A 14,450-nucleotide genomic window follows, 5' to 3' on the forward strand; every position below is an offset into this window, starting at 1 on the left:
GGTATGTCCGTCCTCGCTATCGTCCGGTGGCCGCCTTGGTACTTCGGCGAGGGAGCGTCGCGAGCCGTGCTCCGGGCGGACATACCGGCACGTCCCCTCGCGCGCGTTGCCGGCTGCGGGCCGTCGGGCGTTGCTGCGGTGCTGCTTCGTCTGTGGGTGCGGGGCCGTGCCGGTATGTCCGTCCTCGCTATCGTCCGGTGGGCGTTTGGGTGCTTCGCCGGGGGAGTCTTCGCGAGCCGTGCTCCGGGCGGACATACCGGCACGTCCCCTCGCGTCTGGCTGCCGGCTGCGGGTCGTCGGGCGTTGCTGCGGTGCTGCTTCGTCTGTGGGTGCGGGGCCGTGCCGGTATGTCCGTCCTCGCTATCGTCCGGTGGCCGCCTTGGTACTTCGGCGAGGGAGCGTCGCGAGCCGTGCTCCGGGCGGACATACCGGCACGTCCCCTCCCGAGTGCTCCCGACTGCGGGTGCGTGGCACTGTCCCACCCCGCCGCTACGTCCGCCCCCTCTATGCCGGGCTGCCCGCTGCCCCCCCCACTTGCTATGTCCGCCCTAGCTGTCGGGCTGTCCCCCCCCCCGCAACCGCGGGGCAATCGGGTAGGTGGGTGGGAAAGCTCGTTCGGGGCGGAGTGGCTGCGGGGTGATCGGGCGGATGGGTGGGGAAAGGCTTGTTCGGGTGGAGGTTGCTGGAGGGTGTGGGCGTAGCCCCGCGGTGCAGCCCCGCGGCTGGGAGGTTGTCAGAGGCGGGCCTCTGAGACACTGGTCGGCGTTATGACTGAGACCGCACCTTTGCGTGCCCGCGCCGAGATCGACCTGGCCGCCCTCAGGGCCAACGTGCGGACTCTGCGCGCCCACGCCCCAGCAGCCGCCTTCATGGCCGTCGTGAAGGCGGACGCGTACGGCCACGGGATGGTGCCCTGCGCCCGCGCCGCCGTCGAGGCGGGCGCCACCTGGGTGGGCACCGCGACCCCCGAAGAGGCCCTCGCGCTGCGCGCCGCCGGGATCCAGGGGCGCCTCATGTGCTGGCTGTGGACTCCGGGCGGGCCCTGGCGCGAGGGAGTCGAGGCCGACCTCGACATGTCGGTGAGCGCGCTCTGGGCGCTGCGTGAAGTCTCCGCCGCCGCGCGGTCCGTGGGGCGTACGGCGCGTATTCAGTTGAAGGCCGACACCGGGCTCGGGCGGGGCGGCTGCATGCCCGCCGACTGGCCCGAACTCGTCTCGCAGGCGCTGCAGGCCGAGGCCGAGGGCCTGGTGCGCGTCACGGGCCTCTGGTCGCACTTCGCGTGCGCCGACGAGCCGGGCCATCCGTCCATCGCGGCCCAACTCTCCCTGTTCCGCGAGATGGTCGGGGCCGCAGAGGGGCGCGGCATCCGCCCCGAGGTGCGGCACATCGCCAACTCGCCCGGCACGCTCACCCTTCCGGAGACCCACTTCGATCTCGTACGTCCCGGGATCGCGATGTACGGGATCTCGCCGAGCCCCGAGGTCGGCACGTCGGAGGAGTTCGGGCTGCGGCCCGTCATGCGGCTCAGCGCATCGCTCGCCCTGGTGAAGCATGCCCCGGGGGGTCACGGCGTGAGTTACGGGCATCACTACGTCACACTCGGCGAGACGACTCTCGGACTCGTCCCGGTCGGGTACGGGGACGGGATCCCGCGCCACGCGTCCGGCACCGGACCCGTACTCGTCGGCGGGAAGTTGCGGACAGTCGCGGGGCGCATCGCCATGGACCAGTTCGTGGTCGACCTCGGCGGCGACGAGCCGGCCGTGGGCTCCGAAGCCGTCCTGTTCGGTCCCGGCGACCGGGGCGAGCCGACCGCCGAGGACTGGGCACAGGCGGCGGGCACCATCGCGTACGAAATCGTCACCCGCATCGGATCGCGCGTTCCGCGCGTCTATGTGAACGAGCGGCGAGCAGCGGACGGCGTCTGAGGAGGAGCGGCACGTGAGCGAGACCAGCACGGGGGCGGCCGCGGACGCGGTGACGGAAGTCGCGGCGGCGGCCGGTAACTGGCGCAGGGCCGGCTTCGCCGGTGCCGCGATAGGTGTCGTCGCGGCGGGCGCCGCGGCCGGTGTCGCCATCGAGCGGCTGACCGTCGGCCGCGGGATGCGCAAGAAGGCGCGGCTCGCACTCGACGCGTCGGGGCCGTACGGCTCGCTGCGCGGCATGCCCGGCGTGGCGTACGCCGACGACGGCACGGAGCTCTCGTACGAGGTCGACGAGATCGACAAGGACGAGGCAGAGAGCGCGCGGGCACCGCGCCGCCGCAGGCTCTTCGGGCGCAAGACCCCGGCTCCCGTCACCGTCGTCTTCAGCCATGGCTACTGCCTGAGCCAGGACTCCTGGCACTTCCAGCGGGCGGCGCTGCGCGGCGTCGTGCGCTGTGTGTACTGGGACCAGCGCAGCCACGGCCGTTCGGGGCGCGGTGCGGCGCAGCTGAGGGACCGGACGCCGGTCTCCATCGACCAGTTGGGGCGTGACCTGAAGGCCGTCATCGACGCGGCGGCTCCCGAGGGGCCGCTGGTCCTCGTCGGGCACTCCATGGGCGGCATGACGACGATGGCCCTCGCCGACCACTTCCCGGAGCTGATCCGTGAGCGGGTCGTCGGCGTCGCCCTCGTCGGTACGTCGTCCGGTCGGCTCGGCTCGGTCAACTTCGGTCTTCCTGTCGCCGGGATGAATGCCGTGCGGCGCGTGCTTCCGGGCGTCCTGAAGGCGCTCGGATCGCAGGCCGATCTCGTGGAGAAGGGCCGGCGGGCCACCGCGGACCTCTTCGCCGGCATCATCAAGCGCTACTCGTTCTCGTCGAAGGACGTGGACCCGGCGATCTCGCGGTTCGCGGAGCGGATGATCGAGTCGACGCCCATCGACGTGGTCGCGGAGTTCTATCCGGCGTTCGCCGAGCACGACAAGACGGAGGCGCTCAAGCACCTCGCCGAGCTGCCGGTGCTCGTCCTCGCGGGGGACAAGGACCTGGTGACGCCCAGCGAGCACAGTGAGGCCATCGCCGATCTGCTCCCGGACGCCGAGCTCGTCCTCGTCGCCGACGCCGGGCACCTGGTCATGCTGGAACACCCCGAGGTCGTCACGGACCGCCTCGCGGACCTCCTCGCCCGTACGGGAGCTCTGCCGACGGCGGCCGACGCGCGGACGTCCAGCGGCTAACGTGGGTGGGCATGGAAGCACCGCACAACCCGGCCCCCGTGAACACCCTCGGCATCACCGTCACCTCCCCCGAGCAGATGGGCGACCTGGGCCGCCGCCTGGCCAAGCTGCTGCGCCCCGGTGACCTCGTGATGCTCACCGGCGAGCTCGGCGCAGGCAAGACGACACTGACCCGCGGCCTGGGCGAGGGCCTCGGCGTGCGCGGCGCCGTCACGTCGCCGACCTTCGTCATCGCCCGCGTGCATCCGTCCCTCTCCGAGGGGCCGCCCCTGGTGCACGTGGACGCGTACCGCCTGGGCGGCGGTCTCGACGAGATGGAGGACCTCGACCTCGACGTCTCGCTGCCCGAATCGGTGATCGTCGTCGAGTGGGGCGACGGCAAGGTCGAGGAGCTCTCCGACGACCGGCTGCGCGTCGTCATCGACCGGGCCGTCGGCGACACGGTGGACGAGGTGCGTGAAGTGACGCTGACCGGGGTCGGGGCGCGGTGGGCGCAGGCCGACCTCACGCTGCTTTCGGCCTGATCCGCGCCTTTTCACCGTCTTTTCGCCCTGACTTTCCGACAGGGCGTCGGGAAGATGTTGCGCGGCGTGCGTCGCGCGTGGTGACATGGATGCCGGTACTGGTTAGGTCTACCTAACCACGTCTGCCCCCGGAGCCCAGGAGGCATCCATGTCGGCTTCAGAACGTGACGCACAGCCCCGGCCGCACGGGCTGCCGGTGCCATCGGGGATTTCCATGCGCGATCTGCTGGCTTCCTGCGCGGCCGCGACCGCGGTCTCCACGCCGCCGCGCGATCCGGCGCCCCGGGGCGAGGCGCCTACGGAACGACGACGACCTTCTTGCTGATCGTCGCGAACTCCCACATCGCGTTGCCGTCCTTGCGGGACTCGCGGATGCCGCCGGTCTTCTTCGACGGGTCGGGCTTCGGCGTCGAGCCGTCCACCGCCGCGCTGAAGCCGATCGCGATCCCCTCCACGCTCGCGAAACGCACGACGTGCTCGATCGCCACACCGTCCGTTCCGGTGACGGTGCCCGAGCGTGAGGTGACGGCGTACGTGCCGGGGACCGGGTCCACCGTGCTCGGCGTGACCTTGAAGGTGCGCTGCGCCTTGTTGGAGCCGCCGACCAGCCACACGCGGTCCTCGCCCACCGAGTAGACGACCCGCTCGCCCGTGCCGGACTGTGCCGGGACCACGGTCGGGTCGGCCTTGTCCTTGGGGGAGCGGGGGACCGGCGCGGAAGGGGACGAGTCCGGCTTCCTGCCCAGGGTGTCCGGCGCGCTGGCCGAGGCCTGGTAAGCGAGGAAGCCGACGCCGGCGAGTGCGGCGGCCGTGAGCCCGGCCACGAATCCCGAGCTGCTCCTGGACACCTGCGCCACCCTCTTCGTACTCCGTACGGCTACGGGGTGACGTTAGCAGCAGGTGTGCGGCATCCCGGGTCGGCCGTGCTCCGGGCGTCGGAGCCGTAGGCTATTCGCGTGCTCTTGCTCGCTCTGGATACCGCCACCCCCGCCGTCACCGTCGCGCTGCACGACGGCTCGTCCGTCGTCGCAGCCTCCAGCCAGGTGGACGCCCGCCGCCACGGCGAGCTGCTGCTGCCCGCCGTCGACCGCGTGCTCGCCGAGGCGGGGCTCGGACTCGACGCCGTGACCGGCATCGTCGTCGGCGTGGGCCCCGGCCCCTACACCGGCCTGCGTGTCGGCCTGATGACCGCCGACACGTTCGGCCTCGCGCTCGGCGTGCCGGTGCACGGCGTGTGCACGCTCGACGGCCTCGCGTACGAGTCCGGCGTCGAGGGCGGCCCCTTCGTCGTCGCCACGGACGCGCGGCGCAAGGAGGTCTACTGGGCGCGGTACGCGGACCCGCGCACCCGCCTCACCGACCCCGCCGTGGACCGCCCCGCGGACATCGCGGACGAGGTGGCGGGCCTGCCCGCCGTCGGCGCCGGCGCGGTGCTCTACCCCGAGACCTTCCCGGACGCCCGCGCCCCCGAGCACGTCTCGGCGGCCTCGCTCGCCTCCCTCGCCGCGCGGAAGCTGGCCGCGGGCGAGGAGCTGTTGGCCCCCAGGCCGCTGTATCTGCGGCGCCCTGACGCGCAGGTCCCCAAGAACTACAAGGTGGTCACCCCCAAGTGACATCCGTGACGACAGTCGTCCTGCGCGAGATGCGCTGGTGGGACATCGAGCCCGTCTTCGTCCTTGAGAAGGAACTCTTCCCGGACGACGCCTGGTCGCGCGGCATGTTCTGGTCCGAGCTCTCCCACGCGCGCGGGCCGCTGGCCACCCGCCGCTATGTGGTCGCCATGGACGGGGACCGGCTCGTCGGGTACGCGGGGCTCGCCTCGGCCGGCGACCAGGCCGACGTACAGACCATCGCGGTGGCCCCGAGCCACTGGGGCACGGGGCTCGGCTCCCGGCTCCTGACCGATCTGCTGAGCGCGGCGAGCGCCTTCGAGTGCGCCGAGGTCATGCTCGAGGTGCGGGTCGACAACACGCGGGCGCAGAAGCTGTACGAGCGTTTCGGCTTCGAGCCCATCGGCTTCAGGCGCGGCTACTACCAGCCGGGCAACGTGGACGCCCTCGTCATGCGTCTGACCGACCCATCAACTTCCGTACAAGGAACCGACATCCATGGCTGACTCGCGCGACCAACCTCTCGTTCTCGGCATCGAGACCTCCTGCGACGAGACCGGCGTCGGCATCGTCCGCGGCACCACCCTGCTCGCCGACGCCATCGCGTCCAGCGTCGACGAGCACGCGCGTTTCGGCGGTGTCGTGCCCGAGGTCGCCTCGCGGGCGCACCTGGAGGCAATGGTGCCGACCATCGATCGCGCCCTGAAGGAAGCGGGCGTGAGCGCCAAGGATCTGGACGGCATCGCGGTGACGGCCGGGCCCGGTCTCGCGGGCGCTCTGCTGGTGGGCGTCTCGGCGGCCAAGGCGTACGCGTACGCGCTCGGCAAGCCGCTCTACGGCGTGAACCACCTGGCCTCGCACATCTGTGTCGACCAGCTGGAGCACGGCACGCTGCCCGAGCCGACGATGGCGCTGCTCGTCTCCGGCGGCCACTCCTCGCTGTTGCTCTCCACCGACATCACCTCGGACGTGCGTCCCCTGGGCGCGACGATCGACGACGCGGCGGGCGAGGCCTTCGACAAGATCGCGCGGGTGCTGAACCTGGGCTTTCCCGGCGGACCCGTCATCGACCGGTACGCGAAGGAGGGCGACCCGCAGGCGATCGCCTTCCCGCGCGGCCTCACCGGGCCGCGCGACGCCGCGTACGACTTCTCCTTCTCCGGTCTGAAGACGTCCGTGGCGCGCTGGATCGAGGCCAAGCGGGCCGCGGGCGAGGAGGTGCCCGTCCGTGATGTGTCGGCGTCCTTCCAGGAGGCGGTCGTCGACGTGCTGACCCGCAAGGCGGTGCGGGCCTGCAAGGACGAGGGCGTGGACCACCTGATGATCGGCGGCGGCGTGGCCGCCAACACGCGGCTGCGCGCGCTGGCGCAGGAGCGCTGCGAGGCGGCAGGGATCCGGCTGCGGGTGCCGCGGCCGAAGCTGTGCACCGACAACGGCGCGATGGTGGCCGCACTCGGCGCGGAGATGGTGGCCCGGAACCGGTCGGCATCCGACTGGGCCCTGTCGGCCGACTCCTCGCTCCCGGTGACCGAGCCGCATGTCCCGGGGCACACCCACGCGCACGACCACGTGCACGAGGTCAGCAAGGAGAACCTGTACTCGTGACCGTCGCGCTGATGTGGGAGGCCCGCGCCGTCGACGGGCGGGGCGATGAACTGCTCGCGTGGGCGCGGGCCCAGGTCCTGGACGCCGAACCGGTCCGCCGGGAGAGCTTCCACGCCCCGCAGGACCGGGTCCTCGTCCTGACCTGGTGGGACGCCGCGTACGACGCCGACCTCCCCGAACTCCCGGAGCCCGCGCCGGAGTTGGTGACGCGGGCGGTGCACCGGTGGCGTTTCGAGTCGGTCGGCCTCGGCTGACGCCCCACAGCGGCCCGGGGTGGGTCAGGGGCGTCGCGCCCGCCCCAGGAGGCCGTCGATGACCGTTCCCAGCTGCGCGGACATGTCGTAGTCCGCTGTCAGTTCCAGCCAGCGGTCGGCGAGCGCGGTCAGGTGGGGGAGTTCATCGGCGTCCGCGTCCGTGAGCATGCCGGGGAAGTGGCGCCCGCGGTCCGGTTCCTCGGCGCGGCGGGTCATCGCGTGGCGGAAGACCAGGTCGCCGTAGACGCAGTGCCAGATCGTGCGGTAGGCGGAGACGGCCTCGGGCGGGGTCAGGCCGCAGGCGACGCAGTCGGCGATGATCTCCTCGACCATCCACAGGGCGCCCTTGTCGGTGAGGTCGCCGAGGCTCAGGACCTCGACCACCCAGGGCATCCGCGCCAGCGTGCCGTGCATGTGCAGGGAGACCGCGAGCAGTCGGTCGCGCGGGTCGTCGGGGAGCTCCGGGCGCGGGACCGAGTCGGCCGTGCCGGACAGGGTGAGCATCAGGAGCTCGTCCTTGTCGCGTACGTGGTGGTAGAGCGCCATCGGCGTCGTGCCGACCTCCTTGGCGACCCGGCGCATGCTCAGGGCGGCCACGCCCTCCTCCTGGAGGATGCGGCGCGCGATGCCGACGATCGTGTCGAGGTCGATACGGCTTGGCCGCCCCCGCTTCTTCTTCTCGACCGGCTTCGCCGCTTCTGGCGCCGGTGCCGACGCTGGCTTCTCTGCTTCCACGCGGCTCATTGTCGCTGCCGCGCCGCATGGATGACGCACACCGCGGCATTTTCTTTACACGTATAGTAAAGTTCGTGGGCATGGTGAACCCCGTTGACTCGAAGCCTCCAGGGACCCGTTGGCTGCTGCCCGTGCTGCTGACCGTGCAGTTCCTGGTCTCCCTCGACATGTCCGTCGTGAACATCGCGCTGCCCGACATCGGCTACGACCTCGGCTTCGGTGCCGATTCGCTGCTCTGGGTCGTCAACGCCTACGCGCTCGCCTTCGGCGGCCTCCTCATGCTGGGCGGGCGCCTCGCCGACCTGGCCGGGCGGCGACGCACGCTGGTCGCCGGGTTCGCGGTCTTCGGCCTCGCGAGTCTGGTGGGCGGTCTCGCGCAGACGCCGGGGCAGCTCGTCGCCGCGCGGGCCGTCCAGGGCGCGGGTGCGGCTGCCCTCGCACCCGTCGCGCTCGCCCTGATCACCGTCAACTACGCGGCAGGACCCGCGCGTTCACGGGCGCTCGGGCTCTGGGGCGCGGCGGGCGCGCTCGGTGGCGCTGTCGGGGTGATGGCGGGCGGGCTGCTCACGGACTTGGCGGGCTGGCGCTCCGTGATGCTGATCAACGTCCCGGTGGTGCTCGGCGCACTGCTCCTGTCGCGGCGCGGCGTGCCCGCCGACCGGCGCACCGGGCCCGCTCCGCGCCTCGACGTGGCGGGGGCGCTCCTGGTCACGGCCGGCATGGCGGTGCTCGTCCTCGGCCTCGTCCGTACGGAGACGCACGCCTGGGGGTCGGCCGCGACCCTGGGCACCCTCGGCGCGGCCGTCGTGCTGCTCGCCGCCTTCGCCGCCGTCGAGTCCCGCCGACGGGAGCCGCTGCTCAGGCTCGGCCTGCTCAGGAACCGTCCCGTGCTCTCCGCGAACGCGTTCGCGCTCCTGATGTCGTCCGGGCAGTTCGCCGCCTTCTACTTCACCTCGCTCTATCTGCAGGAGGTCCTTTCGTACGGGTCGACGCGGGCGGGGGCGGCGTTCCTGCCGTTCTGCGCGGGTGTCGTCGCCGGGTCAGTGATCTCGGCGCGGAAGGTGGGACGGCTCGGGGAGCGGGCGCTGCTGGTGACCGGGGGGCTCCTGGGAGCGGCGGGGTTCGTGTGGTTCGCGCTCACGGTCGGGCCCGAGGGCACCTTCCTGTGGTCCGTCGCGGGGCCCTCCCTGGTGGCGAGCGTCGGCATCGGCATGTGCTTCGTGCCGCTGGGCACCGCGGCGACGTCCGGTGTCGCAGCCGAGGAGACCGGCATGGCTTCGGGGCTGCTCAACAGCTCGCGGCAGCTGGGCGGTTCGCTGGGGCTCGCGGTGCTGGTGACGGTGGCGTCGGGCGTCACGGGGGCCACGGGGAGCGGCCGGGGGCCGGGGGTGCTCGCGGACGGGTACGCGACGGCGTTCGGGGTCGCCGCGGCGCTGCTCGTGGCGGCAGCCGTGGCCACAGCGGTGCTGCATCGCGGCCCCGCGCGGCTGCCACCTGCGCAAACGTATGCCCAAGAAGATTCCTCGAAGAACCTGGGCCACGATGCCGATCCGGGCGTCTCCCGTTCGACGCATGGGTGAGAGGCGAGGAGAAGCCCCGCCACCACCCGATGGGAGATCACCGTGCCGCGCTTTCTGACGATGATCCGTGTCGACGAGAAGAACTCCCCCGAGGGCGGCCCCAGCCCCGAGATGGGCGAGCGAAGAGGAAGTCAGCTCCCCGCCACCGGCCGCCCGATCAGCATCGCCGGCGCCCCCGCCACCCGCGTAAGGAAAACGGTCGCCGAGTTCTTGCCCCGCGGCTTCACCTTGCGTCGCAGTTCCTCGGGCTCCATCGCCGACCCCCGCTTCTTCACCGTCAGGATGCCGACCTCCCGCTCCCGCAGCACCGCCTTCAACTTCTTCACGCCGAAGGGAAGTTGATCGGTGATCTCGTACACAGCCGCGTACGGCGTCGCGTGCAGCGAGTCGGAGGTGACGTACGCGATCGTCTCGTCGATCAGGCCGCCCTCCACCCGCGCGGCCACCTCCGCCACCAGATGCGCGCGGATGACGGCGCCGTCCGGCTCGTACAGATAGCGCCCCACCGGTCGGACCTCCGGGTCCGGCAGCATCGCGTCGAGCGAGGACCACAGGAGGGCGCCCGAGGGCAGTAGCGTGGCGCGGTGCGAGGACGGGGTGTCCGTGCCGAACCACAGCACGGCCTCCTTCACGTCCCCGCCGTCCGAGATCCACTCCGCCGCGGCATCGGCGGGCACCGCCTCGTGCGGAATGCCGGGAGCGATCTTCAGTGCCGCGTGCGGGGCCTTGCGGGCGGCCTCGATCGCCCAGGAGAGGGGCGGGGAGTAGGCCTCGGGGTCGAAGATGCGGCCCCGCCCGCCGCGCCGCGCCGGGTCCACGAAGACCGCGTCGTACGTGGAGGTGTCGACCGCGGTGACATCGGCCTCGCGCACCTCGATGAGGTCCGCGAGCCCAAGGGCGTCCGCGTTCGCGCGCGCCACCGCGCAGGTCAGCGGGTCGCGGTCGACGGCGAGCACGGCGATCCCGGCGCGGGCGAGGGCGATCGCGTCGCCGCCGATGCCGCAGCAGAGGTCGGCCAGGGTGCGTACGCCGAGGGCCTTGAAGCTCTCGGCGCGGTGCACGGCCACGCTCGTACGGGTCGCCTGCTCGACGCCGTTCGGCGTGAAGAACATCCGCCCCGCGTCCTTCGCGCCGAACTTCGCCACCGCCCGCCTGCGCAGCCGCGCCTGCGCGAGCACCGCCGTGACCAGTTCCGCCGGGTGCTCGCGGCGCAGGCGGGTGGCGACGGCCAGCTCCCGGGCCGGGTCGGCCTCCCGCACCTCGTCGAGATCGAGCAGGGACCGGCCCTCGGGGGTGAGCAGCGCGGAGAAGGAGGCCAGGGCGGTCGAAGCGGGGTCGAGGTCGTTCACCCGGCCCATTGTGGGCCAGTCGGTGGATGGTGCGCGCCCGGCGGCAGTGTCGGCCGAGCGGCGGGGACGTGAGCTGCAAAGATCCGGCGCCATGCAACTAGTACGACAAAACGACAAATTCAGGGCGAGATGGAAGGGCAGAGGGCGGGGCGCGACCCGGGGCCGGGCGAGAGGCCGGGTGCGGGCCGGGGCCGCCGTGCTGACCGCCGCCGCGATCGTCTCCGGCTGCGCCTCGGGCGACGACGGCGGGGCGAACCCCGCCCCCGGTCAGCAGCGCCTGGACGCGCCGCCCGCCCGCGCCCTCGACTCCTACGCCCACAAACTCCGCGTCACCCAGGTCGCCCGCGCCGCCGCCGCGAAACGCTGGGGCCTGGCCAAGCCCCCGCTTGCCGCGCCGCCGGCCCCGGCCAGGAAGCCGGAGATCACCACCCGCAAGGGGTTCGAGGTGAAGGGGCAGGCGAGTCTGCCCCCGGTCTTCACGACCATCCCGACCAAGAAGAAGATCGTCTTCCTGACCATCGACGACGGCGCCGAGAAGGACCCGGCGCTGCTCAAGATGATGAGCGAACTGCAGATCCCGTACACCGCGTTCCTCAGCGACTATCTGGTCAAGGAGGACTACGGCTACTTCAAGAAGATGCAGTCCCGCGGGGTCGCGCTCAACAACCACACCCTGAACCACCCCTACCTGCCGGGACTCTCGTACAAGCAGCAGCGGCGCGAGATCTGCGGCATGCAGGACGTCATCCACAAGCGGTACGGCAAACGCCCCGAGCTCTTCCGGCCGCCGTACGGCAACTACAACGCGGACTCGCTGCGCGCCGCCAAGTCCTGCGGCATCAAGGCCGTCCCGCTGTGGGCGTCCGAAGCGTTCCCCAACCGTATGGACTGGCGCGAGTGGGACCGGGACCTGCACCCCGGCGACATCATCCTCACGCACTTCAGGGGGCGTGAGGACTGGAAGGGCACGATGCCCGACATGGTCCGCAAGGTCATGAAGACGGTCACCGACAAGGGGTACGCGGTGGCCAGGCTGGAGGACTACCTGTGACCGGGCGGGCGCGGGCGCGGCGGTTCCTCGTCGGCGCGCTCGCGGCAGGCGTGCTCGCGCCCGCACTGCTCACGGGGTGCGCACAGTCGGTGGACCCGATCGAGAGGCTGGGGAGGAAGGCGGCGGAGAAGGTCCCGCCGAGGAAACCCGGGGCCTCGCCCAGCTGTGCCCCACCTGCGGGGGCGCCGAGAACCGGGCGGCACACGGCTACGGAGACGCAGCCGCCCACTCCCGGGGAACGGTGCCCCGAGGGGCGCCGGGCCGCGTCCGAGCCCCCGCGGAGCAGTCCGTCCGGATAAGACCCGCGTCAGCGAATTAGCAGTCCGCTTGACCGAGTGCTAATCGTCGTCCTAGTCTCGGGCTTGGCACTCACCACTGGAGAGTGCCAACAGCGACGGGCAGGTCCGGCACCCGCGACGACGGATCCACCTGGTCGCCACCCCAGACTGTTAACCCCGTAGATCTCCGAAGGGGGAGACCGGATCGTGACGACCGCCAGCTCCAAGGTTGCCATTAAGCCGCTCGAGGACCGCATTGTGGTCCAGCCGCTCGACGCCGAGCAGACCACGGCCTCCGGCCTGGTCATCCCGGACACCGCGAAGGAGAAGCCCCAGGAGGGTGCTGTCCTCGCCGTGGGCCCGGGCCGCTTCGAGAACGGCGAGCGCCTGCCGCTCGACGTGAAGGTCGGCGATGTCGTGCTGTACAGCAAGTACGGCGGCACCGAGGTGAAGTACAACGGCGACGAGTACCTCGTCCTCTCGGCTCGCGACGTGCTCGCGATCGTCGAGAAGTAATTCACCCGCTTCACCAGTTTTGCTTTTGAGTTGCGCCCCTGGTCACCCCGCTGCTGATTGCCGGGCGGCGAGGGGCGCAGTTCGTTAAACCCGAGTTTTCGAGAGGGCTGAACCGCTCCCATGGCGAAGATCCTGAAGTTCGACGAGGACGCCCGTCGCGCCCTCGAGCGCGGCGTCAACAAGCTTGCCGACACGGTCAAGGTGACGATCGGCCCCCGCGGCCGCAACGTCGTCATCGACAAGAAGTTCGGCGCCCCCACCATCACCAACGACGGCGTCACCATCGCCCGTGAGGTCGAGGTCGAGGACCCGTACGAGAACCTCGGCGCGCAGCTCGTCAAGGAGGTGGCGACCAAGACCAACGACATCGCGGGTGACGGCACCACCACCGCGACCGTGCTCGCCCAGGCCCTGGTCAAGGAAGGCCTGCGCAACGTAGCCGCCGGCGCCTCCCCGGCCGCCCTGAAGAAGGGCATCGACGCCGCCGTCAAGGCCGTGTCCGAGGAGCTCCTCGCGACCGCGCGCCCGATCGACGACAAGGCCGACATCGCGGCCGTCGCCGGTCTCTCCGCCCAGGACCCGCAGGTCGGCGAGCTCATCGCCGAGGCGATGGACAAGGTCGGCAAGGACGGTGTCATCACCGTCGAGGAGTCCAACACCTTCGGTCTGGAGCTGGACTTCACCGAGGGCATGGCCTTCGACAAGGGCTACCTGTCCCCGTACATGGTGTCCGACCAGGAGCGTATGGAGGCCGTCCTCGACGACCCGTACATCCTGATCCACCAGGGCAAGATCTCCTCGATCCAGGACCTGCTCCCGCTGCTCGAGAAGGTCATCCAGACCAACGCCTCGAAGCCGCTCCTGATCATCGCCGAGGACGTCGAGGGCGAGGCCCTGTCGACCCTGGTCGTGAACAAGATCCGCGGCACCTTCAACGCCGTCGCGGTGAAGGCCCCCGGCTTCGGTGACCGTCGCAAGGCCATGCTCGGTGACCTCGCCACCCTCACCGGCGGCACCGTCATCGCCGAAGAGGTCGGCCTCAAGCTCGACCAGGTCGGTCTCGACGTGCTCGGCACCGCCCGCCGCGTGACCATCACCAAGGACGACACCACCGTGGTCGACGGCGGCGGCGACGCCTCCGAGGTCGCGGGCCGCGTCAACCAGATCAAGGCCGAGATCGAGTCCACGGACTCGGACTGGGACCGCGAGAAGCTGCAGGAGCGCCTGGCGAAGCTCGCCGGTGGCGTCTGCGTGATCAAGGTCGGCGCCGCGACCGAGGTCGAGCTCAAGGAGAAGAAGCACCGTCTGGAGGACGCCATCTCCGCGACCCGCGCCGCGGTCGAGGAGGGCATCGTCTCCGGTGGTGGCTCCGCTCTGGTGCACGCCGTCAAGGTCCTCGAGGGCAACCTCGGCAAGGAGGGCGACGAGGCCACCGGTGTCGCCGTCGTCCGCCGCGCCGCCGTCGAGCCGCTGCGCTGGATCGCCGAGAACGCCGGCCTCGAGGGCTACGTCATCACCTCGAAGGTCGCCGAGCTCGACAAGAACTTCGGCTTCAACGCCGCGACCGGCGAGTACGGCGACCTGGTCAAGGCCGGCGTCATCGACCCGGTCAAGGTGACGCGCTCCGCGCTGGAGAACGCCGCTTCCATCGCCTCGCTGCTCCTGACGACCGAGACCCTGGTCGTCGAGAAGCCGGCCGAGGAAGAGGCCGATGCCGGTCACGGCGGGCACGGTCACTCGCACTGACCCGCTGCGCTCGGCTTGAACGGTGACCGAGGCCCGGCTT

Annotated in this window: 13 protein-coding genes and 1 pseudogene; 11 read left to right on the forward strand and 3 right to left on the reverse strand. The window is 71.4% G+C overall.

Annotation, left to right across the window (positions count from 1 at the left end; all coding sequences use genetic code 11):
- The first annotated feature begins 767 nt into the window (after nucleotides 1-767).
- The 3 genes and pseudogenes from alr (at nucleotide 768) to tsaE (ending at nucleotide 3,686) form a co-directional block, all read left to right on the forward strand.
- A complete protein-coding gene (gene alr, locus ACZ5WE_RS22460) occupies nucleotides 768-1,928 on the forward strand; it encodes an alanine racemase (RefSeq protein ID WP_467691556.1) in 1,161 nt (386 codons plus the stop codon).
- A gap of 13 nt (nucleotides 1,929-1,941) precedes the next feature.
- Nucleotides 1,942-3,196 (forward strand): annotated as a pseudogene (locus tag ACZ5WE_RS22465) (alpha/beta fold hydrolase); the annotation flags it as partial.
- Nucleotides 3,174-3,686 (forward strand): tRNA (adenosine(37)-N6)-threonylcarbamoyltransferase complex ATPase subunit type 1 TsaE, encoded by a 513-nt coding sequence (gene tsaE / locus ACZ5WE_RS22470; RefSeq protein ID WP_467691558.1) that lies wholly within the window; start codon nucleotides 3,174-3,176, stop codon nucleotides 3,684-3,686. The pseudogene ACZ5WE_RS22465 and the gene tsaE, both read left to right, overlap by 23 nt.
- A 296-nt stretch (nucleotides 3,687-3,982) precedes the next feature.
- Here the strand turns inward: tsaE and ACZ5WE_RS22475 are convergent, their stop codons facing one another.
- The gene (locus ACZ5WE_RS22475) at nucleotides 3,983-4,534 is read right to left on the reverse strand and encodes a hypothetical protein (protein ID WP_467691560.1); all 552 of its coding nucleotides are present in this window, start codon (nucleotides 4,532-4,534) and stop codon (nucleotides 3,983-3,985) included.
- 108 nt (nucleotides 4,535-4,642) lie between these two features.
- Here ACZ5WE_RS22475 and tsaB point away from each other — a divergent pair, with 108 nt between their 5' ends.
- Genes tsaB through ACZ5WE_RS22495 form a run of 4 tightly spaced genes read left to right on the forward strand, consistent with a single transcriptional unit; the run spans nucleotide 4,643 to nucleotide 7,155 of the window.
- Complete coding sequence (gene tsaB / locus ACZ5WE_RS22480) at nucleotides 4,643-5,299, forward strand: tRNA (adenosine(37)-N6)-threonylcarbamoyltransferase complex dimerization subunit type 1 TsaB (RefSeq protein ID WP_467691562.1); 657 nt, start codon at nucleotides 4,643-4,645, stop codon at nucleotides 5,297-5,299.
- A 29-nt stretch (nucleotides 5,300-5,328) separates the two neighbouring features.
- Nucleotides 5,329-5,802, forward strand: a complete 474-nt coding sequence (gene rimI, locus ACZ5WE_RS22485) for a ribosomal protein S18-alanine N-acetyltransferase (protein WP_467691831.1) — start codon at nucleotides 5,329-5,331, stop codon at nucleotides 5,800-5,802.
- Entirely contained in the window at nucleotides 5,795-6,901 is a 1,107-nt protein-coding gene (gene tsaD / locus ACZ5WE_RS22490) for a tRNA (adenosine(37)-N6)-threonylcarbamoyltransferase complex transferase subunit TsaD (RefSeq protein WP_467691564.1), read from the forward strand. The genes rimI and tsaD overlap by 8 nt, the downstream gene beginning before the upstream one ends.
- Nucleotides 6,898-7,155 (forward strand): hypothetical protein, encoded by a 258-nt coding sequence (locus ACZ5WE_RS22495; RefSeq protein ID WP_467691566.1) that lies wholly within the window; start codon nucleotides 6,898-6,900, stop codon nucleotides 7,153-7,155. Before tsaD ends, ACZ5WE_RS22495 begins: the two co-directional genes overlap by 4 nt.
- Nucleotides 7,156-7,179: 24 nt before the next feature.
- Here the strand turns inward: ACZ5WE_RS22495 and ACZ5WE_RS22500 are convergent, their stop codons facing one another.
- Nucleotides 7,180-7,899, reverse strand: a complete 720-nt coding sequence (locus ACZ5WE_RS22500; RefSeq protein ID WP_467691568.1) for a TetR/AcrR family transcriptional regulator — start codon at nucleotides 7,897-7,899, stop codon at nucleotides 7,180-7,182.
- A gap of 71 nt (nucleotides 7,900-7,970) precedes the next feature.
- Between ACZ5WE_RS22500 and ACZ5WE_RS22505 the strand changes: the two genes are divergently transcribed.
- Nucleotides 7,971-9,470 carry an MFS transporter gene (locus tag ACZ5WE_RS22505; RefSeq protein ID WP_467691570.1) on the forward strand — a complete coding sequence of 500 codons (1,500 nt, stop codon included), beginning with the start codon at nucleotides 7,971-7,973 and terminating at the stop codon, nucleotides 9,468-9,470.
- Nucleotides 9,471-9,601: 131 nt separating this feature from the next.
- On the opposite strand, the gene ACZ5WE_RS22510 is transcribed toward ACZ5WE_RS22505, so the two are convergent.
- Nucleotides 9,602-10,828: a THUMP-like domain-containing protein gene (locus tag ACZ5WE_RS22510; RefSeq protein ID WP_467691572.1), complete on the reverse strand. Its 1,227-nt coding sequence runs from the start codon at nucleotides 10,826-10,828 to the stop codon at nucleotides 9,602-9,604.
- An 82-nt stretch (nucleotides 10,829-10,910) separates the two neighbouring features.
- Here ACZ5WE_RS22510 and ACZ5WE_RS22515 point away from each other — a divergent pair, with 82 nt between their 5' ends.
- The 3 genes from ACZ5WE_RS22515 to groL all read left to right on the forward strand — a co-directional run bounded on the left by ACZ5WE_RS22515 (nucleotide 10,911) and on the right by groL (nucleotide 14,410).
- Complete coding sequence (locus tag ACZ5WE_RS22515; protein ID WP_467691574.1) at nucleotides 10,911-11,870, forward strand: polysaccharide deacetylase family protein; 960 nt, start codon at nucleotides 10,911-10,913, stop codon at nucleotides 11,868-11,870.
- A gap of 485 nt (nucleotides 11,871-12,355) precedes the next feature.
- Nucleotides 12,356-12,664 (forward strand): co-chaperone GroES, encoded by a 309-nt coding sequence (groES, locus tag ACZ5WE_RS22520; RefSeq protein ID WP_006347174.1) that lies wholly within the window; start codon nucleotides 12,356-12,358, stop codon nucleotides 12,662-12,664.
- 120 nt (nucleotides 12,665-12,784) lie between these two features.
- On the forward strand, nucleotides 12,785-14,410 hold the full coding sequence (gene groL, locus ACZ5WE_RS22525; protein WP_467691576.1) for a chaperonin GroEL: 1,626 nt from the start codon (nucleotides 12,785-12,787) through the stop codon (nucleotides 14,408-14,410).
- Nucleotides 14,411-14,450 lie beyond the last annotated feature (40 nt).

It is taken from the genome of Streptomyces sp. NPDC033180, from assembly GCF_055577645.1.

What these genes read in the sequence shown, in the direction of transcription:
- tsaE (WP_467691558.1), top strand. Translation starts at nt 3,174, where the DNA reads ATGGAAGCACCGCACAACCCGGCCCCCGTGAACACCCTCGGCATCACC.
- groL (WP_467691576.1), top strand. Translation starts at nt 12,785, where the DNA reads ATGGCGAAGATCCTGAAGTTCGACGAGGACGCCCGTCGCGCCCTCGAG.
- ACZ5WE_RS22515 (WP_467691574.1), top strand. Translation starts at nt 10,911, where the DNA reads ATGCAACTAGTACGACAAAACGACAAATTCAGGGCGAGATGGAAGGGC.
- alr (WP_467691556.1), top strand. Translation starts at nt 768, where the DNA reads ATGACTGAGACCGCACCTTTGCGTGCCCGCGCCGAGATCGACCTGGCC.
- ACZ5WE_RS22505 (WP_467691570.1), top strand. Translation starts at nt 7,971, where the DNA reads ATGGTGAACCCCGTTGACTCGAAGCCTCCAGGGACCCGTTGGCTGCTG.
- ACZ5WE_RS22510 (WP_467691572.1), bottom strand. Translation starts at nt 10,828, where the DNA reads ATGGGCCGGGTGAACGACCTCGACCCCGCTTCGACCGCCCTGGCCTCC.
- tsaD (WP_467691564.1), top strand. Translation starts at nt 5,795, where the DNA reads ATGGCTGACTCGCGCGACCAACCTCTCGTTCTCGGCATCGAGACCTCC.
- rimI (WP_467691831.1), top strand. Translation starts at nt 5,329, where the DNA reads ATGCGCTGGTGGGACATCGAGCCCGTCTTCGTCCTTGAGAAGGAACTC.
- ACZ5WE_RS22500 (WP_467691568.1), bottom strand. Translation starts at nt 7,899, where the DNA reads ATGAGCCGCGTGGAAGCAGAGAAGCCAGCGTCGGCACCGGCGCCAGAA.